This window comes from Xanthomonas sp. LF07-6 (assembly GCF_034105445.1).
In the GTDB taxonomy this organism is placed as follows: domain Bacteria; phylum Pseudomonadota; class Gammaproteobacteria; order Xanthomonadales; family Xanthomonadaceae; genus Xanthomonas_A; species Xanthomonas_A sontii.
The window spans coordinates 1-25,019 of sequence record NZ_JAXGGI010000011.1 but is presented as its reverse complement, the minus strand read 5'-3'; the positions used below and the strand labels follow the sequence as shown (position 1 = coordinate 25,019).

The 25,019-nt window shown below is 68.8% G+C and carries 22 protein-coding genes; 7 read left to right on the top strand and 15 right to left on the bottom strand.

The genetic code is table 11. The features are described 5' to 3' along the window. Positions 1 to 132: 132 nt before the first annotated feature. The 5 genes from SLW56_RS15750 to SLW56_RS15730 all read right to left on the bottom strand — a co-directional run bounded on the left by SLW56_RS15750 (position 133) and on the right by SLW56_RS15730 (position 5,371). Complete coding sequence (locus tag SLW56_RS15750; RefSeq protein WP_152238252.1) at positions 133 to 1,857, bottom strand: PAS domain-containing methyl-accepting chemotaxis protein; 1,725 nt, start codon at positions 1,855 to 1,857, stop codon at positions 133 to 135. Between the two features lie 88 nt (positions 1,858 to 1,945). After that, positions 1,946 to 2,839 (bottom strand): heme o synthase, encoded by an 894-nt coding sequence (gene cyoE / locus SLW56_RS15745; protein ID WP_017914706.1) that lies wholly within the window; start codon positions 2,837 to 2,839, stop codon positions 1,946 to 1,948. Next, complete coding sequence (locus tag SLW56_RS15740; protein WP_267100244.1) at positions 2,836 to 3,999, bottom strand: COX15/CtaA family protein; 1,164 nt, start codon at positions 3,997 to 3,999, stop codon at positions 2,836 to 2,838. The genes cyoE and SLW56_RS15740 overlap by 4 nt, the downstream gene beginning before the upstream one ends. Positions 4,000 to 4,009: 10 nt before the next feature. Further along, positions 4,010 to 4,585 carry a hypothetical protein gene (locus tag SLW56_RS15735; protein ID WP_148829646.1) on the bottom strand — a complete coding sequence of 192 codons (576 nt, stop codon included), beginning with the start codon at positions 4,583 to 4,585 and terminating at the stop codon, positions 4,010 to 4,012. Positions 4,586 to 4,612: 27 nt separating this feature from the next. Continuing rightward, positions 4,613 to 5,371: an SURF1 family protein gene (locus SLW56_RS15730; protein WP_320695119.1), complete on the bottom strand. Its 759-nt coding sequence runs from the start codon at positions 5,369 to 5,371 to the stop codon at positions 4,613 to 4,615. 30 nt (positions 5,372 to 5,401) lie between these two features. On the opposite strand from SLW56_RS15730, the gene SLW56_RS15725 reads away from it, so the two are divergent. Then, complete coding sequence (locus SLW56_RS15725; RefSeq protein ID WP_010341612.1) at positions 5,402 to 5,620, top strand: twin transmembrane helix small protein; 219 nt, start codon at positions 5,402 to 5,404, stop codon at positions 5,618 to 5,620. 102 nt (positions 5,621 to 5,722) lie between these two features. Here SLW56_RS15725 and SLW56_RS15720 read toward each other — a convergent pair whose 3' ends face one another. The 6 genes from SLW56_RS15720 to SLW56_RS15695 are packed head-to-tail and all read right to left on the bottom strand — an operon-like array spanning position 5,723 to position 10,473. Beyond that, positions 5,723 to 6,604: a cytochrome c oxidase subunit 3 gene (locus SLW56_RS15720; RefSeq protein WP_010341611.1), complete on the bottom strand. Its 882-nt coding sequence runs from the start codon at positions 6,602 to 6,604 to the stop codon at positions 5,723 to 5,725. Between the two features lie 19 nt (positions 6,605 to 6,623). Then, on the bottom strand, positions 6,624 to 7,214 hold the full coding sequence (locus tag SLW56_RS15715; protein ID WP_017914171.1) for a cytochrome c oxidase assembly protein: 591 nt from the start codon (positions 7,212 to 7,214) through the stop codon (positions 6,624 to 6,626). Further along, positions 7,211 to 7,342 carry a hypothetical protein gene (locus tag SLW56_RS15710; protein ID WP_017914172.1) on the bottom strand — a complete coding sequence of 44 codons (132 nt, stop codon included), beginning with the start codon at positions 7,340 to 7,342 and terminating at the stop codon, positions 7,211 to 7,213. Before SLW56_RS15710 ends, SLW56_RS15715 begins: the two co-directional genes overlap by 4 nt. Next, positions 7,342 to 8,952: a cytochrome c oxidase subunit I gene (gene ctaD / locus SLW56_RS15705; RefSeq protein WP_267105240.1), complete on the bottom strand. Its 1,611-nt coding sequence runs from the start codon at positions 8,950 to 8,952 to the stop codon at positions 7,342 to 7,344. The genes SLW56_RS15710 and ctaD overlap by 1 nt, the downstream gene beginning before the upstream one ends. A gap of 31 nt (positions 8,953 to 8,983) precedes the next feature. Beyond that, the gene (coxB, locus tag SLW56_RS15700; protein ID WP_152246956.1) at positions 8,984 to 9,976 is read right to left on the bottom strand and encodes a cytochrome c oxidase subunit II; all 993 of its coding nucleotides are present in this window, start codon (positions 9,974 to 9,976) and stop codon (positions 8,984 to 8,986) included. 20 nt (positions 9,977 to 9,996) lie between these two features. Further along, on the bottom strand, positions 9,997 to 10,473 hold the full coding sequence (locus SLW56_RS15695; protein ID WP_019796200.1) for a DUF2244 domain-containing protein: 477 nt from the start codon (positions 10,471 to 10,473) through the stop codon (positions 9,997 to 9,999). 263 nt (positions 10,474 to 10,736) lie between these two features. On the opposite strand from SLW56_RS15695, the gene putA reads away from it, so the two are divergent. Continuing rightward, a complete protein-coding gene (putA, locus tag SLW56_RS15690; protein WP_320695159.1) occupies positions 10,737 to 13,931 on the top strand; it encodes a bifunctional proline dehydrogenase/L-glutamate gamma-semialdehyde dehydrogenase PutA in 3,195 nt (1,064 codons plus the stop codon). Positions 13,932 to 14,071: 140 nt separating this feature from the next. On the opposite strand, the gene SLW56_RS15685 is transcribed toward putA, so the two are convergent. Then, positions 14,072 to 15,412 carry an outer membrane protein transport protein gene (locus tag SLW56_RS15685; RefSeq protein WP_043094362.1) on the bottom strand — a complete coding sequence of 447 codons (1,341 nt, stop codon included), beginning with the start codon at positions 15,410 to 15,412 and terminating at the stop codon, positions 14,072 to 14,074. Between the two features lie 245 nt (positions 15,413 to 15,657). Here SLW56_RS15685 and SLW56_RS15680 point away from each other — a divergent pair, with 245 nt between their 5' ends. Genes SLW56_RS15680 through SLW56_RS15670 form a run of 3 tightly spaced genes read left to right on the top strand, consistent with a single transcriptional unit; the run spans position 15,658 to position 17,697 of the window. Beyond that, the gene (locus SLW56_RS15680; RefSeq protein WP_043094361.1) at positions 15,658 to 16,350 is read left to right on the top strand and encodes a rhomboid family intramembrane serine protease; all 693 of its coding nucleotides are present in this window, start codon (positions 15,658 to 15,660) and stop codon (positions 16,348 to 16,350) included. Positions 16,351 to 16,385: 35 nt separating this feature from the next. Continuing rightward, a complete protein-coding gene (locus tag SLW56_RS15675) occupies positions 16,386 to 16,706 on the top strand; it encodes a DUF1820 family protein (RefSeq protein WP_017908048.1) in 321 nt (106 codons plus the stop codon). A gap of 4 nt (positions 16,707 to 16,710) precedes the next feature. Beyond that, the gene (locus tag SLW56_RS15670; protein WP_267105241.1) at positions 16,711 to 17,697 is read left to right on the top strand and encodes a D-2-hydroxyacid dehydrogenase family protein; all 987 of its coding nucleotides are present in this window, start codon (positions 16,711 to 16,713) and stop codon (positions 17,695 to 17,697) included. A gap of 66 nt (positions 17,698 to 17,763) precedes the next feature. Here the strand turns inward: SLW56_RS15670 and SLW56_RS15665 are convergent, their stop codons facing one another. Then, a complete protein-coding gene (locus SLW56_RS15665) occupies positions 17,764 to 19,278 on the bottom strand; it encodes a S41 family peptidase (RefSeq protein WP_152180585.1) in 1,515 nt (504 codons plus the stop codon). A gap of 104 nt (positions 19,279 to 19,382) precedes the next feature. Further along, on the bottom strand, positions 19,383 to 20,609 hold the full coding sequence (locus SLW56_RS15660; protein WP_267082662.1) for a peptidoglycan DD-metalloendopeptidase family protein: 1,227 nt from the start codon (positions 20,607 to 20,609) through the stop codon (positions 19,383 to 19,385). A 187-nt stretch (positions 20,610 to 20,796) separates the two neighbouring features. Here SLW56_RS15660 and SLW56_RS15655 point away from each other — a divergent pair, with 187 nt between their 5' ends. Together SLW56_RS15655 and SLW56_RS15650 are read left to right on the top strand one after the other, a co-directional pair. Continuing rightward, complete coding sequence (locus SLW56_RS15655; RefSeq protein WP_017908044.1) at positions 20,797 to 21,459, top strand: hypothetical protein; 663 nt, start codon at positions 20,797 to 20,799, stop codon at positions 21,457 to 21,459. 81 nt (positions 21,460 to 21,540) lie between these two features. After that, positions 21,541 to 23,283, top strand: coding sequence for a M28 family metallopeptidase (locus SLW56_RS15650; protein WP_320695118.1), 1,743 nt, complete (start codon positions 21,541 to 21,543; stop codon positions 23,281 to 23,283). Positions 23,284 to 23,600: 317 nt separating this feature from the next. Here SLW56_RS15650 and SLW56_RS15645 read toward each other — a convergent pair whose 3' ends face one another. Continuing rightward, positions 23,601 to 24,668, bottom strand: coding sequence for an NAD(P)-dependent alcohol dehydrogenase (locus SLW56_RS15645; RefSeq protein ID WP_320695117.1), 1,068 nt, complete (start codon positions 24,666 to 24,668; stop codon positions 23,601 to 23,603). Between the last annotated feature and the right edge of the window lie 351 nt (positions 24,669 to 25,019).

The following is a 25,019-nucleotide window of genomic DNA, read 5'->3' as shown; positions in this document are numbered from 1 at the left end:
GCGCCGGCGGCGACCGCCGGTGCCTGCACAGCTACCTGCTCCCGACCCGGCGGATCTGCCGCGTCGCAGGACGCGACAGCCCCCCACACGCCCACGACGCGGCAGACGCGCCGTGGGCTGGGCCGCTCCCGATCAGGCCGCCACGCGCACCGGCGCCGCCTGGTTGGCCGCGCGCTGCTGCTCCTTGGCGGTATGCGCGTTCAGGCCGCTGGCCTGGTTTTCCAGCGCGCGCGCCGCTTCGGCCATCTTTTCGACCAGCGCCGCGTTCTGCTGCGTGGCGGTGTCCATCTGCACCACGATCTGGTTGACCTGGCCGATGCCGGCACTCTGCTCGCGGCTGGCGCCGGCGATGTCGGTCATAATGCGCTGCACCTCGCGCACCGAGCCGAGCAGTTCTTCCATGGTGGCACCGGCGCGTGCGACCAGCGCCGAACCGCGATCGACCTGCTCGCTGGAGCTGGCGATCAGGCCGCGCACTTCCTTGGCCGCATCGGCGCAGCGCTGCGCCAGGCTGCGCACTTCGGTGGCGACCACGGCGAAACCACGGCCCTGCTCGCCCGCACGCGCCGCTTCCACCGCCGCGTTCAGCGCCAGGATGTTGGTCTGGAAGGCGATGCCGTCGATCACGCTGATGATGTCGGCGATCTTGCGTGAGGCGCTCTCGATGCCGGCCATGGTCTGCACCACGTCGCGCACCACCTCGCCACCGCGCTGGGCGACGTCGCTGGCACCATCCACCAGGCGGTTGGCGTGACCGACGTGCTCGACGTTGCGCTGCACGGTGCCGGTGATCTCCTCCATCGAGCTGGCCGCCTCTTCCAGCGCCGCGGCCTGCTGCTCGGTACGCCGGGCCAGATCGTTGTTGTCCTCGACCATCTCCGCGGCCGCGGTCTGCAGCGTGTGCGCCGCCTCGCCGAGCTGACGCGTGGCATGGATGTCCAGCAACGCGCCGACCGCACGCAGCGGGGTGCCGTCGGCGGCGCGCTTGGTCAGGCCGCGCGCGTGGACCCAGCGGTACTCACCGCTCTTCAGCTTGATCCGATACTGAATGTCGAAGCCGGTCCGGCCGGTGCGGTCGTTGATATGCGACGCGAAGGCATTGAGCGCGAATTCCGCGTCCTCCGGATGCAGGCGCGAGGACCAACTGTCGAGCACGTTGGGGAACTCGGCCTCGGAGGCGAAGCCCAGCAACGCGCGGAACTGCGGCGACCACCAGAACTCGTTGGCCGGATTGATCGGATCGCCGGCGGTCACGCTCATGTCCCACAGGCCGTCGTTGAGCATCTGCTGGCCCAGCTCGAAGCGCGTCAGCACGATGTCCAGGAACGCCTCGCGCTCGCGCCGCTCGGTGATGTCGGTCAGCGCGCCGGCCACCCGCAGCGGTAAGCCCTGGGCGTCGCGCTGGGTGGTACCGATCGCGCGGAACCAGCGGTACTGGCCGTTCTTCAGCTGCAGGCGGTAGTCCACGTCGTACGGGGTCTGGCCGCTGCGGTCGCCCAGGTGCTTGGCGAACGCGTCCAGCGTGGCCTGCTTGTCGTCCGGATGCAGGCGCGAGGCCCAACTGTCGAGCACGTTGGGGAAGTCGAGCTCGGAGGAGAAGCCCAGCATCGCGCGGAACTGCGAGGACCACCAGAATTCGTTGGCGGGGTTGATCGGATCGCCGGCGATCACCCGCATTTCCCACAGGCCGTCGGTGGTCGCCTTGGTGACCAGGTCGAAACGGACGCGCATGTCGTCCACATTGGCGAGGGCGCTGTCGGCCTGCGCACGGGCGCGGTCACGCTCGGCCTCGGCCTCGCGCAGGCGCTCGGTCAGTGCCTGCAGCTTCGCCGCGTCTTGCTTGCTCTTGCCCCACATGGATGTCTCCGCGGCTTTGCCGATCTTGGTCGTTCGCCCGGTAACGACCGCGACCGGCAACACTTGAGCGGAAAACTGAACGACCCGTTCAGGCGATCCAGTGATCGACCAGCAGGAACGCGAACAGCGCCATCAGGTACACGATGGAGTAGCCGAACATGCGCATCGAGAACATCTCGTCCGGCGGATCGAGCATGCGCCAGGCGTACCAGAGGAACACCGCGTCCAGCACCAGGGTGCCGCCGAGGTAGAACACCCCGCTCATGCCCACCGCCACCGGCAGCAGCGTCACCACCACCAGCAGCACCGTGTACACCAGGATCTGCCGGCGGGTATGCGCCACGCCATGGGTGACCGGCAGCATCGGGATCGAGGCCTTGGCGTAGTCGGCGCGGCGGAAGATCGCCAATGCCCAGAAGTGCGGCGGCGTCCACACGAAGATGATCAGCACCAACAGCGAGGCATAGGCCCAGTCCCACTGGCCCTGCATGCCGGTGATCGCGGCCCAGCCCAGCAGCGGCGGCGCCGCGCCGGCCAGGCCGCCGATGACGATGTTCTGCGGCGTGGTGCGCTTGAGGAACACCGTGTAGATCACCGCATAGCCGATCAGCGAGGCGAAGGTCAGCACCGCGGTGATCCCGTTGACCCACACCACCAGCACGGTCATCGACAGCGCCGTCAGCAGGGTGGCGAACAGCAGCACCTGCCACGGCAGCACCTTGCCCACCACCAGCGGACGCCAGGAGGTGCGCGCCATCTGCGCATCGATGCGTGCGTCCAGCAGCTGGTTGATCGCCGCCGCCGCCGAGGCCGCCAGCCAGATGCCGAAGAAGCCGAGCAGGCCGGTGCGCACCTGCGCCCAGGTCGGCAGCCCCGGGATCGCCAGGCACATGCCGACCAGGGCGGTGAACACGATCAGCGCCACCACCTTGGGCTTGGTCAGGTCCCAGTAGTCGCGCCAGTGGACGCGATGCGCGCTCATTGCGGCGCCCGCAAGCGCGCCAGCAACGACACCAGCACGAACAGCAGCGCCACCGCGCCGGCGTTGTGCAGCACCGCCACCGGCAAGGGCAGCGCCAGCTTGACGTTGAGGATGCCCAGGCACACCTGCGCGACCAGCAGCAGCGCCAGCGCCGCGGCCCAGCCGCGCATGCCCGGCGTGCGGCTCAGGCGCCAGCTCAGCCACAGCAGGTAGGCCGCCACCACCATCGCCATCATCCGGTGCGCCATCTGGATGGCGATGCGCGCCGCGCCGTCGAGCACGCCGCCTTCGTAGTCCACGCCGATGCCGCGCCACAGGGTGAAGCCCTCGCGGAAATCGTGCGGCGGCCACCACTGGCTGACGCAGCGCGGGAAGTTGTCGGCCGACCAGCTGCCGCCGCCGCAGGCCAACGCCGCGTAGTTGGCGCTGACCCAGCCGCCCAGGGCGATCTGCAGCACCAGCACCGCCACGCCCAGGCGCAGCAGCCACTTCAGGCGCGGCGCATCGGCCAGGGTGATCGGCAGATGGGTGGCGCGCCAGGCCATCCACACCAGCAGCGAGAACATCAGCAGGCCGCCCAGCAGATGCCCCATCACCACGATCGGCTTGAGCAGCAGGGTCACCGTCCACATGCCCAGCAGGGCCTGGAAGATCACCACCGACAGGGTCAGCACCGCGGCACGGGCCAGGTCGTCGTTGGACCAGCGCAGCGCCGCCAGCAGCAGGATCGCCTCGCCGCCGACTGCCACCAGCATCGCCAGCCCCGGCCAGCCGGACATGTACAGGGGGATCGACAGCGCCACCAGCGCCGCCGCCGTCACGATCTGGGTGATGCCGAGCCGGCGCCGCCGCGCCGCCAGCAGCGACAGCACCAACACTTCCACGCCCAGCGCACCGGCCAGGAAGCGGTGGATCTGCTCGCGCCACGCCTTGTGCGTCTCCAGCGGCCGGATCTTGCTGGCGGCGTGGGTATCGGCTTCGGCACTGGTCTGCGGCCAGGTGATGCGGCCGTAGCAGGTCGGCCAATCCGGGCAGCTCATGCCCGCATCGGACAGGCGCACGAACGAGCCGAACATGATGGTGCTGGCGGTGAACAGCGCCGCCAGCCAGGCCATGCGATGGAAATGCCGGAACAGCGCCGGGCGCGCGAACAAGGTCATAGGAAGCGGCTCACAGGAGTTTCAGCAGTTTCGCCAGGTCCGCGCGCAACCCGGCCGGGTCGAACCCGGGGGCATAGCGCAGCACCACGAAACCGTTCGGATCGATGACGTAGACCGGCACCCCGGCCGCATCGCGCACCCGCGGCAGCGCCGCCAGCAGCGCCGGATCCGCGCGCAGCGCCTGCACCTGCGGCAGGGCCTGGGCGGCGGCCGGCGGCGTGCCGATCCACAGGATCTGCACGTGGTCGGCGTCGTGGCCGAACAGCTGCCAGACCTTGTCCAGGTCGCGCGCCAGCGCCTCGCAGGCGCTGCCGCAGTCCGCCGGCGGCGCCAGCGCGATGCGCCACAGCCGCCGCTGCGGCTCCCAGGCGTAGACGCGGCCGTCGGCCAGCCGCGGCTGCAGCGCGCGCAGGTCGGCCGGCGGCTGCAGCAGTTCGCCGTGGTTGCGGCTGGCGGCCGGCTGCCAGCCGGAAAAGCGCAACGCGCCGGCGACCAGCATCGAGCCGAAGAACAGGACGAACAACACGATCAGCGGCCAGCGGCCGCGTGCGGCCGCCGGGCGCGGGGCCGGGGTGGGAGCATTCATGCCGGGGATTTTCTCATGCGCGCGCGCTCAGCGCCCGCCCCGTCCCCTGCGCGCGCGCCAGCTGAGCAGCGCCGCGGTGACCAGCACCGCCAGCGCCAGGCCGAACCATTGCACCGCGTAACCCAAGTGGCGCTCGGGCGGCAGCGTGTTCGGCAGCAGGTCCAGGTCGCGCGGATAACCCAGCGGCAAGGCCGGATCCAGGCGCAGCACCTGCGACAAAATGTCGCGGCGGCCGAGCGCCTCGCCGATCGCCGCCGGCTCGATGCGCATCGCCAGCCAGCGCTGCGGCGACGGCGCCGCGACCAGCGCCGGACCCAGGGTCAATCCATGCGACGGTGGCGGCCCGAGCAGGCCGACCAGCGTGTAGCGGCCCTGCAACGGCGCCGGTTCGGGCAGCGCACGATCGGCCGGCAGCGGGAGCCAGCCCAGTTCCACCAGCAGCGGCGCCGCCGCGCCGTCGGCCAGGAACGGCTGGTACACCTTGACCCCGCTGCGGCCCTGCCGCAGCTGGTTGTCGAGCAGGATCTGCCCGGGCAGGAAGCGGCCGGCACCATGCACCCAGCGCAACTGGCCTGGCGGCGTCGCACGCAGCGCGTCGGCCAGCGTCTGCGGACGATCGCGCACATGCGCCGCCTGCGCCAGCAAGGCCTGCTTCTCGTGCATGCGCTGCAACTGCCAGCGGCCGAGCATGCAAAAGCACACCGCCACCGCCAACGCGACGCTCCAACCCAGCCACAGCGGCATGCGCCGGCGCGCACCCACGCGCGAGGCAGCGGCGAGGGTCATAATGCGGACACACCATGCGCCGAGACGCCCATGAACGACTCGCTGAAGACTTTGCTGATCGTCGCGTTCCTGCTGCTCATCCTGTGGAACCTGGGCGCCGGCCTGTACTACCTGTTGGTGGACCGCGGCCAGAGCAAGCGCACGGTGAACGCGTTGACCTGGCGCATCGGCCTATCGGTGTGCCTGATCCTGCTGGTGATCCTGGGCATCTATACGGGAGTGATCAAGCCCCACGGACTTGGCCGCTGAGAAGCCGGGAATGGGGAATCGGGAAAAGAGAATCGGCAAAGCGGGAGCGCAAGCGAAAGCCGCGCTTGCGATTCCCCATTCCCGATTCCCTATTCCCAGCCCTCAAAGCACATAGACGAACAGGAACAGCGCCAGCCACACCACGTCGACGAAGTGCCAGTACCACGCCGCCGCTTCGAAGGCGAAGTGGTTGTCGCGGCTGAAGTGGCCACGGCTGATCCGCAGCAGCATCACCAGCAGCATGATCGTGCCCAGCAGCACGTGCGCGCCGTGGAAGCCGGTGAGCATGAAGAAGGTCGAGCCGTAGATGCCCGAGCCCAGGGTCAGATTGAGCTCCTTGTAGGCGTGCATGTACTCCTCGGCCTGGAAGTACAGGAAGGTGCAGCCCAGCGCCACGGTCAGCGCCTGGAACACCATCAGCCGGGTGCGTTGGCCGGCCTTGAGCGCGTGGTGGGCGATGGTCAGGGTGACGCCGGAGCTGAGCAGGATCAGCGTGTTGATCAGCGGCAGGCCCCAGGCCGGGATGGTCTGGAACTGGCCGCCGATGCCGCCCGGGCCGTTGGTCGGCCAGGCGGCGGAGTAGCCGTCCCACAGCAGCGCGTTGGTCATCACCCCGTCGCCCTCACCGCCCAGCCACGGCAGGATGAAGGTGCGGGTGTAGAACAGCGCACCGAAGAAGGCGCCGAAGAACATCACCTCGGAGAAGATGAACCACACCATGCCCATGCGGAACGACACGTCGACTTGGCGGTTGTAGTGCCCGGCGATCGATTCGCGGATCACATCGCCGAACCACATGAACAGCGTCGCCACCAGCATCGCGATGCCGGTGAAGAAGGTCCACTTGCCCCAGGACGCGTCGTTGAGCCAACTGGCCACGCCGATCATGGTCACGAACATCGCGATCGAGCCGATGAACGGCCAGCGGCTCTGGCTGGGCACGTAGTAGGCGTTGGCGGTGGCGTCGGTGCTGGGCTGGGCCATGGCAGGCATTCCGGTCGGGTCAGGGAGCCGCGCGCGCGGAACCGGCCAGTTTCGGCGATCCCAATTCCGCGCTCAGCGCATCGTTCTTGTAGAAGGTGTAGGACAGGGTGATGGTGCTGATGTCGCTGGGCAGGTTGGGATCGACGATGAAGCGCACCGGCATGTCGCGCTTCTCGCCGGCCTGCAGGGTCTGCGCGGTGAAGCAGAAGCACTCGGTCTTGGTGAAGTAGCCGGACGCGCGTGCCGGCGCCACCGACGGCACCGCACTGCCGACGATGGCGTGCGCGCCATCGTTGTGCGCGTAGTACAGCGCCTCGTTGAGTTCGCCCGGCACCACCTGCATGGTCAGCTGCTCCGGATGGAACGACCAGGGCAGCTTGGAGTTCACCCCGCCATCGAACTGCACGGTGACCGTGCGCTTGCCCGCCAGCGGCTTGCCGGCCTGCGGCCCTTCGCCGGGGCCGCGTTCCAGACGCACGCCGAACACCTTCTCGCAGGCGATGCGGTACAGCGGCACCAGCGAGAAGGTCAGCACGAACACCGCCAGCGCCACGCCGACCAGCTTGAACAGCCCGGCGCTGCTGTGCACCCGCGGCGCCGGCGCGTTCATCGGCCCAGCACCCCCGAAAGGACGAAGGCGACGTAGATCGCCAGCGCCACCGCGCCGACCACCAGCGCGGTGCGCACCGCACGTTTGCGGCGCAGGACCAGGTCGTCGAGCGGCGGTTGCGCGGTCATCAGTGGCTGATGTCGTCGTGGGCCAGGTCGCCGGGCTTGAGCACCGGCGGCAGGGTGAAGGTGTGCGCCGGCGCCGGCGACGGCACCGTCCACTCCAGGCCGCGCGCGCCTTCCCACGAACGCGCTTCGGCGCGCGCGCCATTGCGCAGCGACGCCAGCAGGATGCCGGCCATCAGGAACGGAGTGACGAACATGCCGAACGCGCCGATCGAGCTGACCAGGTTCCAGTCGGCGAACACCACGTTGTAGTCGGGGATGCGCCGCGGCATGCCGGCCAGGCCGAGGAAGTGCTGCGGGAAGAACAGCAGGTTGACGAACAGCATCGTCCACCAGAAGTGGAACTTGGCCCAGGTCTCGTTGTACATGCGCCCGGTCCACTTCGGCCACCAGTAGTACACCGCCGCGATCAGCGCGAACACCGCGCCGGTGACCAGCACGTAGTGGAAGTGCGCGACCACGAAGTAGGTGTCGTGGTACTGGAAGTCGGCCGGCACGATCGCCAGCATCAGCCCGGAGAAGCCGCCGATGGTGAACAGGATGACGAAGGCGATGGCCCACAGCATCGGCGACTCGAAGGTCATCGAGCCCTGCCACATGGTGCTGACCCAGTTGAACACCTTCACCCCGGTGGGGATGGAGATCAGCATGGTGGCGAACATGAAGTAGATCTCGCCGCCCAACGGCATGCCCACGGTGAACATGTGGTGCGCCCAGACGATGAAGCTCAGGAACGCGATCGCCGCGATCGCGTAGACCATCGCCTGGTAGCCGAACAGCGGCTTGCGGCTGAAGGTCGGGATGATTTCGCTGATCACGCCGAACGCCGGCAGGATCATGATGTAGACCTCGGGATGCCCGAAGAACCAGAAGATGTGCTGGTACATCACCGGGTCGCCGCCGCCGGCGGCGTTGAAGAACGAGGTGCCGAAGAACTTGTCGGTGAGCAGCATGGTCACCGCGCCGGCCAGCACCGGCATCACCGCGATCAGCAGGAACGCGGTGATCAGCCAGGCCCAGCAGAAGATCGGCATCTTCAGCAGGTCGATGCCCGGCGCGCGCATGTTGAGCACGGTGGCGATGATGTTGATCGCGCCCATGATCGAGCTGATGCCGGCGACGTGGATGGCGAACACCGAGAAGGCGACGTTGTAGCCGCCCTGCAGCATCAGCGGCGGATACATGGTCCAGCCGCCGGCCGGCGCGCCGCCGGGTAGGAACAGGGTCAGCAGGAGCAGGGTGAAGGCCACCGGCAGCAGCCAGAACGACCAGTTGTTCATGCGCGGCAGCGCCATGTCCGGCGCGCCGATCTGCAGCGGGATCATCCAGTTGGCCAGGCCGACGAAGGCCGGCATCACCCCGCCGAAGATCATCACCAGCGCGTGCACGGTGGTCATCTGGTTGAAGAACTCGGGCTTGACGAACTGCAGGCCCGGCTGCGCCAGTTCGGCGCGGATCACCACGCTCATCGCCGCACCGATGACGAACATGGTGAAGCTGAAGAGCAGGTACAGCGTGCCGATGTCCTTGTGGTTGGTGGAGAACAACCAACGCTCGACGAAGCTCTGCTGATGCCCGTGCTCGTCGTGGTGATCGACTGCCGAATGGGCCATGGCGGCTACCTCAGAAAAGGAATGCTGGAGATCAGGCGGCTTGCACGATCAGGTGCGAGTCGGAACGAGGACGCGACAGCCGCGCCTGCGGCGGCGGTGCCGGCGCCTGGGCGTCGGCGGGCGCGGCAGCGGGTTCGGTGGAGGCCGGCGCAGCATCCGGGGCCGCCGCCGGCGTGGCCGGCGCGGGCGCAGCGGCGGGCGCCGGCTTGCGCGATGCCAGCCACTTCTGGAAGTCCTGCTTGCTCACCGCCTCGACCACGATCGGCATGAAGCCGTGGTCCTTGCCGCACAGTTCGGCGCACTGGCCGCGGTACACCCCGGGCGTGTCGATGCTGGTCCATGCCTCGTTGATGATCCCGGGGATGGCATCCTGCTTCCAGCCCAGCGCCGGCACCCACCAGGCGTGGATGACGTCGTCGGCGGTGATGACGAAGCGCACCTTGGTGTTCACCGGCAACACCAGCCGGTTGTCCACGTCGAGCAGGTAGTGCGGGTCGTGCTCGGCCGTCGGCACCGCGCCGCTCTGCCGCAGGCGGTCGGAACTGCGCGCCAGGCGGCTGGTGAACGAGACGTTCTCGCCCAGGTATTCGTAGCGCCACATCCACTGGTAGCCGGTGACCTTCACCGTCATCTCGGCATCGCGGGTGTCGTACATCGCGATCAGCTTGGCGGTGGCCGGCCATGCCATCACGATCAGGATCAGCACCGGGATCACCGTCCACACGATCTCGGCCTTGGTGTTGTGGCTGAACTGCGCCGGCACCGCGCCCTTGGACTTGCGGAACTTGAAGATCGCATAGGCCATCGCGCCGAACACCAGCACGCCGATGACCACGCACACCCACAACGCGACCATGTGCGCGTCGTAGGCGTTGCGCGCGCTCTGGGTGACGCCCCTGCCCATGTTGAGCTGCCACGGCTTGGGATCGGCCGATTGCGCCCACGCCAACGGTGCAGCCATCGCCGCCGCCAACGCCATCCCGCCCCTGACCGCCTGTTGCACCCACCCGCCGCGTTGCTTCATTGCCTAGACCCCTTGGAGCGTCATCGGTTGCGGCCGGTCACGGCCGCGAGCAAGCCTTCCAGGGTCTGCGCCAGTTGCCGGCGTTCGTCGGGGCCGAGGAATTCGCCGACCCGGACCTGCTTGCCGCTGGATGCCAGCACCACCCTGTCGTCGCCTTCGATCCGCAACCGCACCCAATGCGGGTGGGCGCGGAACGCCGGCGTTCCTGCATTCGGACGGGTCACTTCCACGCAGGCCGGACCCACCCGGATATCCTCTTCGCGCTCGCCGCCACGCCACGACCAATGCAGCGCGAGCGCCACCACGATGCTGTGCAACAGGGCGAACGCAGGCGCGAACACATTGCCGGCGAGCCACCCCAGCCCAGCCACGGCCCACATCGCCCCGGCCAGTGCGACGAACAACAGAACGAATTGCCGGGCATTCAACGCCCGCGGCGGTCGCAGCCGCAGCTGCGTACCCGACCCCTCCGGAGAAAACGGAAACATTTCGATCATGTCGAACCGCCGCTTCCGAACCGCTCGTGCCCGAGCCGCGAGCACGCCTGGATGGTAGCCCCCGGCCTGCGCGGCGGCAAGCGCGCGTTCACCACAAAAAATGCTGTAGCGCAACAAGATGTGCGTTCAGCCTGGACGCGCCCGCCATCGCCGTGGCGATGCCGGCAACCCCCTGCGCGTGCAGGCGCTGACATAAAATAGCGGGCTCTGTCCCTGGCCTTTCCCGCATGAACGCTCTGCCTGGCGCCGGCTCTGTCCCGGCGATGCCGTCCGCGTCTCCTTCGCCCTTGCTGTCCCCCGAACTCCCGCCCGCGCCCCATGCCCTGCGCGCGGCGATCACCGCCGCCTGGCTCAAGGACGAAGCCGAACACGTACGCGAACTGCTCGAGCAGGCGCGCCTGCCCGCGGCCGACCAGGCCAGGGTGCAGGCGCTGGCCGCCGACCTGGTCACCCGGGTGCGCGCCCGCGCCCAGGACCAGGGCGCGATCGAGGCCTTCATGCGCCAGTACGACCTCGGCAGCGAGGAAGGCGTGCTGCTGATGTGCGTGGCCGAAGCGCTGCTGCGCATCCCCGACCAGGACACCGCCGACAAGCTGATCCGCGACAAGCTCGGCGATGCGGACTGGAAGAAGCACATGGGCGAGAGCGACTCGATCCTGGTCAACGCCTCGACCTGGGGCCTGATGCTCACCGGCAAGCTGGTGCAGATCAACGATCTCACCCGTGCCGACGTGTCCGGCGCGTTCAAGCGCCTGATCGGCCGCGTCGGCGAGCCGGTGATCCGTCTGGCGGTGCGCCAGGCGATGAAGATCATGGGCCACCAGTTCGTGATGGGCCGGACCATCGGCGAGGCGCTGACCCGCTCCAGGAAGGGCGACAACGCCCACTACCGCTATTCGTTCGACATGCTCGGCGAAGGCGCGCTGACCATGAAGGACGCGCAGCGCTACCTCGATGCCTACCGCCAGGCGATCCACGCCATCGGCAAGCATTTCGCGGCCCAGCGCCAGCAGGGCGGCGGCAAGGACGCGGTGTTCGCCGCGCCCAGCATCTCGATCAAGCTCTCGGCGCTGTATCCGCGCTACGAGCACGCCAAGCGTGCGCGGGTGATGGCCGAACTGGTGCCCGGCGTGCTGGAACTGGCGCAACTGGCCAAGTCCTATGGCATCGGCTACACGGTCGACGCCGAAGAAGCCGACCGCCTGGAACTGTCGCTGGACATCATCGAGGCCACCTTCTCCGATCCCTCGCTGGACGGTTGGGAGGGCTACGGCCTGGCGGTGCAGGCATACCAGAAGCGCACCCCGTACACGATCGATTTCCTCGCCGACCTGGCGCGCCGCGTCGGCCGCCGCATCCCGGTGCGCCTGGTCAAGGGCGCCTACTGGGACGCGGAGATCAAGCGCGCGCAGGTCGAGGGCCACCCGGGCTATCCGGTGTTCACCCGCAAGCAGAACACCGACGTGTCCTACCTGGCCTGCGCCAAGCGCCTGTTCGCGCATAGCGATGCGCTGTATCCGATGTTCGCCACCCACAACGCGCAGACCATCGCCGCGGTGCGCGCCATCGCCGGCGGCCGCGACTACGAGCACCAGAAGCTGCACGGCATGGGCGACGACCTCTACGCCGAGGTGATCCCCGCCGACCGCCTCGGTGTGCCCTGCCGCGTGTACGCGCCGGTGGGCTCGCACGAGGACCTGCTGCCGTACCTGGTGCGGCGCCTGCTGGAGAACGGCGCCAACTCCAGCTTCGTCAACCGCATCACCGACGAAGACGTGGCCATCGAAGACCTGATCCGCGACCCGGTCGAGGCCGTGTCCGCATTCGCCTCCATCCCGCATCCGAAGATTCCGCTGCCGGTCGATCTGCTGCGCAGCCAGAACCACAACAGGAAGAACTCCATGGGCGCCAATCTCGCCAACGACAACGATCTGCGCGCGCTGGCCGACCAGCTCAACACCGCGCTCAAGCCCTGGCAGGCCGCGCCGCTGGTGCCCGGCGCGGTGATCGCCGGCGACGCCCTGGCGGTCGCCAACCCGGCCGACCATCGCCAGATCGTCGGCCACTGGAAGCCGGCCGATGCCTCCACCGTGGAGAAGGCGCTGAGCAACGCCGCGGCCGCCTACCCGGCCTGGAACCGCACCCCGGCCGCCAGCCGCGCCACCATTCTCGAACATGCCGCCGACCTGCTGGAAGCGCGCATGCCCGAGTTCATGGCGCTGTGCGTCAAGGAAGCCGGCAAGACCCTGCCCGACGGCGTCGCCGAAGTGCGCGAGGCGGTGGATTTCCTGCGCTACTACGCCGGCCAGGCGCGCGCGCAGTTCGGTGCGCCCGAGCGCCTGCCCGGGCCGACCGGCGAATCCAACGAACTGCAGCTGCACGGCCGCGGCGTGTTCGTGTGCATCAGCCCGTGGAATTTCCCGCTGGCCATCTTCCTCGGCCAGGTCGCCGCGGCGCTGGCCGCCGGCAACAGCGTCATCGCCAAGCCGGCCGAGCAGACCAACCTGGTCGGCCATGCCGCGGTGAAGCTGCTGCACGAAGCCGGCGTGCCGGAGGCGGTGGTGCAGTTCCTGCCCGGCGACGGCGCCACCGTCGGCGCCGCGCTGACCCGCGATCCGCGCGTGGCCGGCGTCGCCTTCACCGGCTCCACCGAGACCGCGCGCGCGATCAACCGTGCGCTGGCCGCGCGCGATGCCGCCATCGGCGTGCTGATCGCCGAGACCGGCGGCCAGAACGCCTTCATCGCCGACTCCTCGTCGCTGCCGGAAGCGGTGGTCAAGGACGCGATCTCCAGCGCCTTCATCTCCGCCGGCCAGCGCTGCTCGGCCGCACGCGTGCTGTTCGTGCAGGACGACATCGCCGACAAGGTGATGACCATGCTGGCCGGCGCCATGGCCGAGCTGAAGGTCGGCGACCCCGGCCTGCTGTCCACCGACGTCGGCCCGGTGATCGATGCCGATGCGCTGCAGATCCTCACCGACCACGCCGCGCGCATGGACCGCGAAGCGCGCGCGATCGCCGTGGCCGCCACCGACGACGCCACCGCGCACGGTAGCTTCTTCGCCCCGCGCGCCTACGAGCTGCAGTCGCTGACGCAGCTGCAGCGCGAGATCTTCGGCCCGGTGCTGCACGTGATCCGCTGGAAGGCCGACCAGCTCGACGCGGTGATCGACCAGATCAACGCCACCGGCTACGGCCTGACCCTGGGCGTGCATTCGCGCATCGACGAGACCATCGAGCGCATCGCCTCGCGCGTGGCGGTGGGCAACGTCTACGTCAACCGCAACCAGATCGGCGCGGTGGTCGGCGTGCAGCCGTTCGGCGGCCAGGGCCTGTCCGGCACCGGCCCCAAGGCCGGCGGCCCGCACTACCTGCTGCGCTTCGCCACCGAGAAGGTGGTGACGGTCAACACCACCGCCGCCGGCGGCAACGCCTCGCTGCTGACCCTGGGCGACTGACCGGCCCGCTTCGGCGCAGCGTTCCGCCCGGAACCTGCGCCGAGCGCAGCCTGCCGCAGCGCGCAGCGCACGCTGCGGACAGGCATAAAAAAAGCCCCGCCGAAGCGGGGCTTTTTCGTGGAACTGCGAAGCGCCTGCGATCAGAACTTGTAGTTGACCGAGGCCGCCAGCACGTTGCCGCTCACGTCGTAGTCGCCGACCAGACGGTTGCCGGTGGCGCTGGTGGTGGCGATGCTCGGATCGTTGGTGAACAGGTGGGTGTAGCCGAAGCTGTACTCGGTCTGCTCGGACGGCTTCCAGGTCAGACCCAGCGAGACCCACTTGCGGCTCGCGTCCGGCACGCGCACGTCGCGGTGCTGGTCGGTGGTCGGGGTCTGGTCGTAGGCCAGGCCGCCACGCAGGGTCAGCGTGTCGCTCATGCGGTAGTCGGCGCCCAGCGACACGAAGGTGGTGTCGCGGTACGAGAAGTCCAGCACGCTGTCGGGCTGGTTGGAGGCGAAGTCGACGGTGACCTTGTCGAACTTGCTCCAGGCGGTGCGGGTGACGTCGGCCATCACCGTCCACTGCTCGTTGATGTCGTGGGTGAAGCTGGCGGTGGCGCTGGCCGGCAGCTTGACGGTGGCGCGGCCCTTGGTGTCGACGAAGGTGCCCGGCGCGGCGAAGGCCAGCACGGTGGCGGCATTGCCCGGCACGGTGAAGTCGGCGTCGCCGTCGGTGATCTTGTGCTCGACCTGCGAGCGGTAGCTGAAGCCGATGTGGGTGTGCTCGTCGACGCTGAACAGGCCGCCCAGGGTGAAGCCGACCGCGGTGTTGTCGCCCTTGATGCGCGAGAAACCGTCGGCGCTGCCCGGCGCGAAGCCCGGCACGCGGCGCGAGGCCAGGACGGTGCCGAAGTCGATGGCGTTGGTCAGTTCGATGTCCAGGCGCTCGGCGAACACGGACGCGCCGAAGGACACGTACGGGTTGACGTCGTAGGAGAAGGCGAAGTTCAGGTCGATCGCCTGCAGCTCGGTCTTCACGCCGTTGTAGCGGCCGACCCAGTCGCGGTCGTATTCGGTCTTGAAGCCGAACGGCACGGTCAGCGAGGTGCCGAAGTGCATGTTGTTGTTTTCGCCGAACGGCATGTGGAAGTACGCGGCCGGAACCGGCGCGATCATGCCGGCGTCGCCGCCACGGCCGCCGGAGATCGGCTGGCCATTGGCGTAGGTGCCGCCGTTGCCCTGGTACTTGGCCGAGAACTGGATGGCGCTGACGTCGGCCTGGAACACCTTGCCGTCGAGCTGGCGCATGCCGGCCGGGTTCACGGCGATGATCGAGGCATCGCCGGGGGCGCTACCGGAGCCGGCGAAGGCGCGGCCCAGACCCTTGGCGCTGTTCTCCTTGAGCTGGAACGCGGCGCCGTGCGCCTGGCCCATGGCCAGCGCGCCGACGATGCCGACGGCCAGAGCGGTGAAACGGACGAACTGGGTTGCGTTTTGCATGGCTAGCTTTCTCCGGAAGACGAGTGTCTGTGTTCGCGCCTGCGCATTCCCGGGCCGGAATGGTCCAGGAATGCGCGCCGGAGTCCCCTCCCGACATACGACGCCGTATGCGAGTATACCCCGCACCGTTAACTAAACAATAACGACATGATGCGTTCAGCTTCGTGTGGAGTCGGCGTGCGTTCAGCCGGATGAAGTCGTTATCGTGGCGTCCCTGGCGGTCTCCGGCTCCCCCGTTCCCTCGCATGTTCGTTTCCATCCCCTCCCGCGAACGCACCACGCTGCGCTGGGCCACGCCGTTGTTGTTCGCGGCGATGTGGCTGGCCTTCCTGTGGTCGATCAGCCGCCCCGACGAGGCCCGCGCGACCCTGTGGCTGGACTGGGGCGCGCTCTCGGCCGGGGTGGGCAGCCCGCGCGACTGGCTGGCCACGGTGCAGGACGGCAGCGTGCTGCGCCTGTTCACCGCGCTGTTCCTGCACGCCGACTGGTCGCACCTGCTCGGCAACCTGGTGTTCCTGCTGATCTTCGGCCTGCCCGCCGAACGCGTGCTGGGGCCGTGGCGGTTCCTGCTGCTGTTCCTGGGCGGCGGGGCGATTTCCAACCTGGCCGCGGTGTTCGCGGTCGGCACCCCGGACCGGGTGATCATCGGCGCCAGCGGCGCGGTCTCGGCGCTGATCGGCACCTACCTGGCGCTGTTCCCGCGAGCCAAGCTCGGCGTGGTGCTGCCGCTGGGGCTTTTCCTGGAATTCGTGCGCGCCCCGGCCTCGCTGCTGATCGGCACCTGGGCGGCGCTGCAGGTGGTGTTCGCCTACATCGGCCCGGCGTTCGGCATGGTGGCGTGGTCGGCGCACCTGGCCGGCTTCGCCTTCGGCATGATCTACGGGCTGTACGTGCGCGCGGCGATCGCGCGGCGGCTGCGCAAGCGCAAGGGCTTCTGAGCCGCCTGCGGCAACGGCGCCCGTATACTGCGCGCATGTTCAAGCATCTGTACAAAGTGACCTTCCTCAACCACGGCAAGGTCTACGAGCTGTATTGCCAGCACGTCGGCAGCAGCCACCTGTGGGGCTTCACCGAGATCGGCACGCTGGTGTTCGACGTGCACGACGGGCTGGTGATCGACCCCACCGAGGAACGCCTGCGCGAGGAGTTCGGCGACACCAAGACGCTGCATCTGCCGATGCAGAGCATCGTGCGCATCGAGGAAGTGGAGAAGAAGGGCCAATCGACGATCCGCGACGCGGCCACCGGCGAGAAGGTGGTCACGCCGTTCCCGATGCCCGGCAAGCCACGCTGAGCCGATGCGCATCCTGATCGCCGACGACTATCAGGATGCGGTGCGCCACCTGCCCTGCTTCGCGCGGCTGCAGGCGCACAACGTGCAGGTGCTGACCGCGCTGGCGCCCGACCGCGAGACCTTCGTTCGCCACGCCGCCGAGGCCGAGGCGCTGGTGCTGATCCGCGAGCGCACCCGCATCGACGCCGCCCTGCTGGCGCGACTGCCGAAGCTGCGCCTGATCAGCCAGACCGGGCGGATCGGCGAGCACATCGACCTGGCCGCCTGCACCGCGCGCGGTGTGGCCGTGGCCGAAGGCGTCGGCGCGCCCGTGGCACCGGCGGAACTGACCTGGGCGCTGCTGATGGCCGCTAGCCGGCACCTGCCCGCTTACCGCGATGCGCTGCGGGCCGGGCACTGGCAGGCCACCGGCGATGCGCAGCTGGGCCGCAGCCTGGACGGGCTGACCCTGGGCATCTGGAGTTACGGCAAGATCGGCCGCCGCGTCGCCGCCTACGGCCGCGCCTTCGGCATGCGCGTGCAGGTATGGGGGAGCGAGGACAGTTGTGCGCAGGCGCGCGCCGACGGCTTCGCGGTCGCCGCCAGCCGCGAGGCGTTGTTCGCCGAGAGCGACGTGCTGACGCTGCATCGCCGCCTGGTCGCGGCCACCCGCCACCAGATCGGACTGGACGATCTGCTACGGATGAAACCCGATGCGCTGCTGGTCAATACCAGCCGTGCCGAACTGCTCGTCCCCGGCGCACTGCTGGCCGCGCTGGACGCCGGCCGTCCCGGACAGGCGGCACTGGACGTGTTCGAGCAGGAACCGGTGCTGGATCCGCAGCATCCGCTGCTGCGGCATCCGCGAGTGCTGGCGACGCCGCACCTGGGCTACGTCGAACAGGGCAGCTACGACCTGTATTTCGGCGCCGCCTTCGACAACGTGCTCGCCTTCGCCGCCGATGCGCCGCAGCGGCTGGCCAATCCAGAGGTCCTCAGCATCGCCGACTGAGCGGCTGGCCACCGCCACCGCGCAGCGGCCACGCCGCGCGCGATGGCGAGGCGGGCCGCCGTCGGCTCAGGTGCCGGAGGCCGGCGCAGGCCCGGTCTTGTCGGAGCCGGTCTTGTCGGACTCGGTCTTGGCAGGTTCGGACTTGGTGGGCTCGGGCTTGGTCGGTTCCGCCGCCGGCTGCTTCGCCGGGGCTGCCTTCGGCGCCGCGCCCGCCGGCTTGTGCGCCGGCTTGGCCTTGCCCTTGCCGGCCGGTGCCGCCGCGGCCGCCCGCGCCACCGCGCCGGGCTGCTTCAGTTCGGCCAGCGCCTGCGCGATCGGGCCGTCGCCCGGCAGCACGTCGCCGGCGGTGTAGCCCTCGGCGCCCTCGTCGTCGCCATGCAGGTGGCCCGGCAGGGTCGCTTCGCTGTAGTCGGCGATCGCCGCCGGCTTGTCGGCATCGTCCGCGCTGGCCTCCGGATGCAGCACCACGTCGGGCACGATGCCGCTGGCCTGGATCGACTTGCCGCTGGGGGTGTAGTACCGCGCCGTGGTCAGCTTGACCGAGTCGCCGTTGTCCAGCGGCAGCACGGTCTGCACCGAGCCCTTGCCGAAGGTGCGGCTGCCGACGATGCGCGCGCGCTTGTTGTCGCGCAGCGCGCCGGCCAGCACTTCCGAGGCGCTGGCCGAACCGGCATCCACCAGCACCACCATCGGCGCGCCGTTGAGCAGGTCGCCGGGGGTGGCGTCGAACTTGGAATCGCTGACCGAGATGCGCCCGCGGGTGCTGACGATGGTGCCCTTGTCGAGCACGTCGTCGGCCACCTGCACCGCCGCGGTCAGCAGGCCGCCCGGATTGCTGCGCAGGTCCAGCACCAGGCCGCGCAGCTTGCCGCCGGCCTGCGCCTGCAGCTGCTGCAACTGCTTGTGGAAATCGGCGCCGGTGTCGGCCTGGAAGGTGCTGATGCGGATATAGCCGTAGCCCGGTTCGAGCATGCGGCTGCGCACGCTGGCCACGCGGATGGTCTGCCGGGTCAGGGTCACGTCGAACGGCTTGGCGACCTTGTCGCGGGCGATGGTCAGTACGACCTTGCTGCCCGGCTCGCCGCGCAGCGGCTCCATCGCCTTGACCGCGCTGATCGGCTTGCCGTCGATGGCGATGATGATGTCGCCCGAGCGCAGGCCGGCGCGCGCGGCAGGCGTGTCGTCGATCGGCGAGACCACCTTGAGCGTGTTGTCCGGCAGCTGCAGCAACTCCACGCCGATGCCGTCGTAGGCGCCGCTGGTCTGCTCGTCGAAGGCTTCGGCGTCTTCCTTGCTGAAATACGTGCTGTGCGGATCCAGGTCCAGCAGCAGGCCGCGGATGGCGGACTGCATCAGCTTCTTGTCGTCGACCGGATCGACGTAGGCTTCCTTCACTGCGTTGTAGACCGCCACGTAGCGGCGGATCTCGTCCAGCGGCACCTTGGCACTGGCCGATTCGGTGGAATCCGGATCGTCGGCGCTGGCCGCCGGGGCCGTGGGCGTCTGCGCCTCGGCGCGTTGCGCCATCGACGGCAGCGGCGCCAGAGCGAGCAACAGGGCTGCGGACAGGACTACGCGCATGAAGCACTCCGATTGGGGAAGACCCGCACCGTGCACGGCGCGGTTGTCCGGATTATGCGCGAAGCCGAGCTAAATTCGCGTTGAACGCGCCGCAGCCGCGTGGCTCAGCGGCGCTGCAGCCACGACGATGGATCCACCGGCTGACCATTGCGACGCAGTTCGAAGTACAGCGCCGGACGGCCCTGCCCGCCGGAATTGCCGACCTTGGCTACCGCATCGCCGCGCTTGACCTTGGCGCCCGCGTCGCGCAGCAGGGTGTCGTTGTGCGCGTACAGGCTCATGTAGCCATTGCCGTGGTCCACGATCAGGATCATGCCGTAGCCGGTCATCCAGTCGGAGAACACCACCGTGCCGTCGGCGACCGCGGTGACGGTGCTGCCGGCGGGCGCGGCGATCAGCACGCCGCTGCTGGTGCGCCCATCGGGCAGCCTGCCGCCGTAGCGCGCGATCAGGTCGCCCGACAGCGGCCAGCCCAGGCCACCGACCTTCAGCGGCGGTGCCGAGGCGACCACCTTGGGCGGTATCTTGCCGCCGCCACGCCCGGCCTTCGCCGCGGCCTTGGCCTGCGCCGCCTGTTCGGCCGCCTCGCGTCTGGCCGCGGCGCGGCGCTCGGCCTCGGCGCGGGCGGCGGCGGCACGCAGGTTGGCGAGCAGGGTTTCCAGCGCCTTGGCGTCCTGGCCCAGCGCCTTCTCGCGTTCGCTGCGGTCCTGGTAGCGCTGGTCCAGTTCCGAGACCACGCTGGCGCGCTGCTTGCGGTCGCGCTGCAGCGCCTGGGCCTGTTCCTGCTGGCGGCGCTGGGCCTCGCTCAGTTGCTGCTTCTGTTCGACGACCTCGCGCTGCACCTGTTCCAGCGCCTGCAGCTCGTGGGTGAGCGTGGCGATGCGCTGCGCGCGCTCGCGCTGCAGATAACGGTGATAGGCCAGCAGGCGGTTGGCATCGGCCACGCGGTCCTGCGCCAGCAACAGCTTCAGCGGCGCATTGCCGCCGATGGCATAGGCGGCGCGCAGCAACTGCGCTAGTTCGGCGCGCTGGCGCGTCAAGCCACTGCGCAGGCCATCGCGCTTGCGCTCGAGCTCGGCCAGGGTCTGCTGGTGCCGCTGCAGCGCCTGTTGCGTCTGCGCCAGGCTGCGGCCGGTGACGGCGACCTTCTCGTCGGCCTCGCGCAACTGGCGTGCGGCGTCGCCGCGCTTGCCTTCCAGTTGCCGGCGCTCCTCGGCCACGCTCTTCAGCTCGCTGCGCACCTTTTCCAGGCGCTTCTCGGCCTCGCGCGGGTTCTGCGCCGCGGCTACGCCGGCGGCCAGCAGCCACGTCAGCGCCAGCAGGCGGCGCACAAGGCCGCGCCAGTGCACGGGCGCACGCCGCTCGGCCGCGCGGGGCGCGGCGGAATGCGATGGGACAGGCGCGGCTGCGGGCAAGCGAGGGTCCAGTGACTTCAGGCAGGTGTGGATTGTAGCGAAGCGTGTTGTGATCGCCCCACGATTGATTGCGGCCGCATCGCCGGCGCCCGGGAGGTGAAGGATGAAACGCATGCATCTGGCGGTTGTGCTGGCGCTGGCCCTGACGGCCGGCCCGGCGTTCGCGGGCGAAGGCATCAGCAAGGTCAACGGCAGCATCACTGCCGACGCCGGCAAGCAGTACGGCGATCTGGAAACGGTCAACGGCAGCATCACCGTCCAGTCCGGCGCCCAGGTGGGCAGCGTGGAAACGGTCAACGGCAGCGTCAAGGTCGCCGACGGCGCGCAGACCAAGGGGCTGTCCACAGTCAACGGCGGCATCACCCTCGGTGAGCGCGCGCAGGTCGCCGGTTCCATCGAAACCGTCAACGGCGGCATCTTCGTCGACCGCGGCGGCCGCGTCGGCGGCGGCATCGAGAGCGTCAACGGCAGCATCGGCCTGGTCGCCACGCAGTTGGACAAGGGCATCGAGACGGTCAACGGCGACATCACCGTCGGCCACGATTCGCATGTCGGTGGTGGCATTTCGATCAACAAGCCCAGTTTCAGCATGTCGTTCAAGCCGACGCGCAAGCCGCGGGTCATCGTCGGCCCGCGTGCGGTGGTGGACGGCCCGCTGCGCTTCGAGCGCGAAGTGACCCTGTACGTGCACCGCAGCGCCAAGACCGGGCCGATCACCGGCGCCACCGCGCTGCCCTTCGACGGCGACACCGCGCCGAACAACTGAGCCGTGCCGTAGTGCCGTGCGCGCCCGGACGCGCGCGGCTTGCCTATAGAATCCAGGGTTCCCTCGCCATCAGGAGCCCCCATGTCCCGCAAGCTCGTGCTGTGCCTGGCCGCAGCCGCGGCGCTGACCGCGTGCAAACGCGAAGCGCCCGCCCCGGCCGCCGACACCGCGCCACCGGCCGCGGCGCCCGCACCCGCTGCGGCGCCCACGCACGCGTTCTCCACCGGGATCGCACCGGCGGACTTCGCGGAACTGGTCAAGATGCTGTCCTCCGATGCCTTCGAAGGCCGCGGTCCGGGTACGCCGGGCGAAGACAAGACGGTCAGCTACATCCGCGACCAGATGCAGCGCATCGGCCTGCAACCGGGCAACGGCGACAGCTGGTTCCAGGACGTGGCGATGACCGAGACCACCGCGGCGCCGGGCACCACGCTCACCATCGCCCACGACGGCGCAGCACGGCAGCTGGCCTTCGGCAGCGACACGGTGGTGGGCACGCGCACCGGCCAGCCCGAGGTCAAGCTCGATGGCAGCGACATGGTCTTCGTCGGCTACGGCGTGGACGCGCCGGAGCAGAAGTGGAACGACTATGCCGGCCAGGACTGGAAGGGCAAGACCGTGGTGATGTTCGTCAACGACCCCGGCTTCCACACCGGCGATGGCAGCCTGTTCGAAGGCAAGCGCATGACCTACTACGGGCGCTGGACCTACAAGTTCGAGGAAGCCGCGCGCAAGGGCGCCGCCGCCGCGTTGATCGTGCACGACACGCCCGGCGCCAGCTACGGCTGGGACGTGGTCAAGAACTCCTGGTCCGGCGCGCAGTACGACCTGCCGGCAAAGGACGATCCGGAGCCGCGCATTCCGGTGCAGGGCTGGCTCACCGCCGAGGCGGCCAAGCAGCTGTTCGCCGATGCCGGCCTGGATCTGGCGCAGGCCTACAAGGACGCCAGCAAGCGCGGCTTCAAGCCGATCCCGCTGAAGGCCAAGCTCTCGGTGGACCTGAAGAGCACCATCGCCGAGAAGACCTCGCGCAACGTGGTCGGCGTGCTGCCCGGCAGCAGCCGCGCCGACGAAGCGGTGCTGTACATGGCGCACTGGGATCACCTGGGCAAGCACGAGGGCGAGCCCGGCGACAACATCTACAACGGTGCGGTCGACAACGCCACCGGCGTGGCCGGCATCCTCGAAATCGCCGAGGCGTTCGCGCACCAGCAGCCCAAGCCCGAGCGTTCGGTGGTGTTCCTGGCGGTGACGCTGGAGGAATCGGGGCTGCTCGGTTCCAAGTACTACGTGGCGCATCCGACCTTCCCGCTGAACAAGATCGCCGGCGTCATCAACCTGGATGCGATGCCGGTGGCCGGGCGCGCCAAGGACCTGGTGGTCAACGGGTTCGGCAGCTCACAGCTGGAAGACCTGCTCAAGCCGATCGCGGCCGCGCAAGGCCGCGTGCTGCACGCCGAAGACGCGCCGCAGAGCGGGTTCTACTTCCGTTCGGATCACTTCAACTTCGCCAAGGCCGGCGTGCCCGCGCTGTACATCGACGGCGGCGAAGACCTTGTCGACGGTGGCATCGAAGCAGGACGCCGTGCGGCAACCGAGTACGCCAAGCGCTACCACACGCCAGCCGACGAGTACGACCCGGCGACCTGGAAGCTCGATGGAGTGATGGACGACCTGCAGGCGGTGTACGGCGTTGGCAAGGAACTGGCCGCCGGCGACAGCTGGCCGAACTGGTACGCGGACAATCCGTTCAAGGCCGCACGCGACAAGATGATGGGCAGGCCGACGTCGCTGCCCGCGGCCGAGCCTGCCGCCGGCAAGTAGGCGGCGGCTTCTCCCCAAGCTTCATGGCAACGGCGCTTCGGCGCCGTTGTCGTCTCTGCCCCCATCGGTCGCGTGGCGCACCGGGCATCGTCGCTGCCACCACCTCGTGCAGATCGCTTACCGCATGCAGCGGTGCGCGGTTGCCGGACGTCTTCCGAGCGCCTCGAATGCCGATCGGAAGCCCACGCGTAGAGCACTTCGGCCGCGACGAGAGCTACCGCTACAGAAACGCCCGGGCATGCGCTGCCCGGGCTTTCATGGCATGACGATGACGCATGACGTGACCGCGGCGGCTGACCGCCACGGTCGCCGTCGTCTCAGGCCGCTTGCTTGGCCTGCCCCAGGCTGGCCATGTCGATGACGAAGCGATACTTCACGTCGCCCTTGAGCATGCGCTCGTAGGCCTCGTTGATCTGCGCCATCTCGATCGTCTCGATGTCGGACACGATGCCGTGCTTGGCGCAGAAATCCAGCATCTCCTGGGTCTCACGGATGCCGCCGATCAGCGAACCGGCCAACTGGCGCCGCTTCATGATCAGGTTGAACACCGTCGGCGACGGATGCGGCTCGGCCGGCGCGCCGACCAGGGTCATGGTGCCGTCGCGCTTGAGCAGGGTCAGGAACGCATCCAGATCGTGCGGGGCCGCGACCGTGTTGAGGATGAAATCGAAGCTGTTGGTGTGCGCCGCCATCTCCTCGGCGTTCTTCGACACCACCACCTCGTTCGCGCCCAGGCGCAGCGCGTCGTCGCGCTTGCCGGCCGAGGTGGTGAACAGCACCACGTGCGCGCCCATCGCATGGGCAATCTTCACGCCCATGTGCCCGAGGCCGCCCAGCCCAACGATGCCGACCTTCTTGCCCGGGCCGACCTTCCAGTGATTCAGCGGCGAATAGGTGGTGATGCCGGCGCACAGCAGCGGCGCCACCGCCGCCAGTTGCTCGGCATCATGGCGAATATGCAGCGTGTACTTCTCGTCGACCACGATGTGATCGGAGTAACCGCCATACGTGTTCTCGCCCCCGAACATCGGACCGTTGTAGGTGCCGACGAAGCCGTTCTCGCAGTACTGCTCCTCGCCATCGGCACAGGAAGCGCAATGCCGACAGCTGTCGACCATGCAGCCGACACCGGCAAGATCGCCGACCTTGAAGGCACTGACCTGGTCGCCCACCGCGGTGATGCGACCGACGATTTCATGGCCCGGCACCGACGGGTACTGGGTGTTGTGCCACTCGTTGCGGGCGGTATGCAGATCCGAGTGGCAAACGCCACAGTAGAGGATCTCGATACTGACGTCGTGCGCACCGAGCGCACGGCGCTCGAAGGTGAACGGGGTCAGCGGCTGATCGGACGCCTTGGCGGCGTATCCATTGGCTTGGCTCATGGGGAAGGCCTCGTGGTGGGTGAAAGGGGCCGAAGGGCGGTGCGCATGTAGAGCAATCGATGCCTACGCGGTCGCCTGAGGTGGAAAAGTCTAAGCGGCGGGGCATGAAAGAGACGCATCGCCACATGGAACGGTGCGATGCGCCTCGTCAAAACGCCTCACCGAGTGCGGACTGGCGCACATGTTCGGCTGAACGCCAATGCACTTGACGGTGACATGTGGACGCGCTGATCGGCATTCATCGGCAGATTGCACGTGAGCGGATCTGCAATCGATGAGAAACGCGCACCAGGAAGTGCGCGTAATGCATCCAATGACCAGTCACAGGATCGCCTACATGCTCTGTCCACT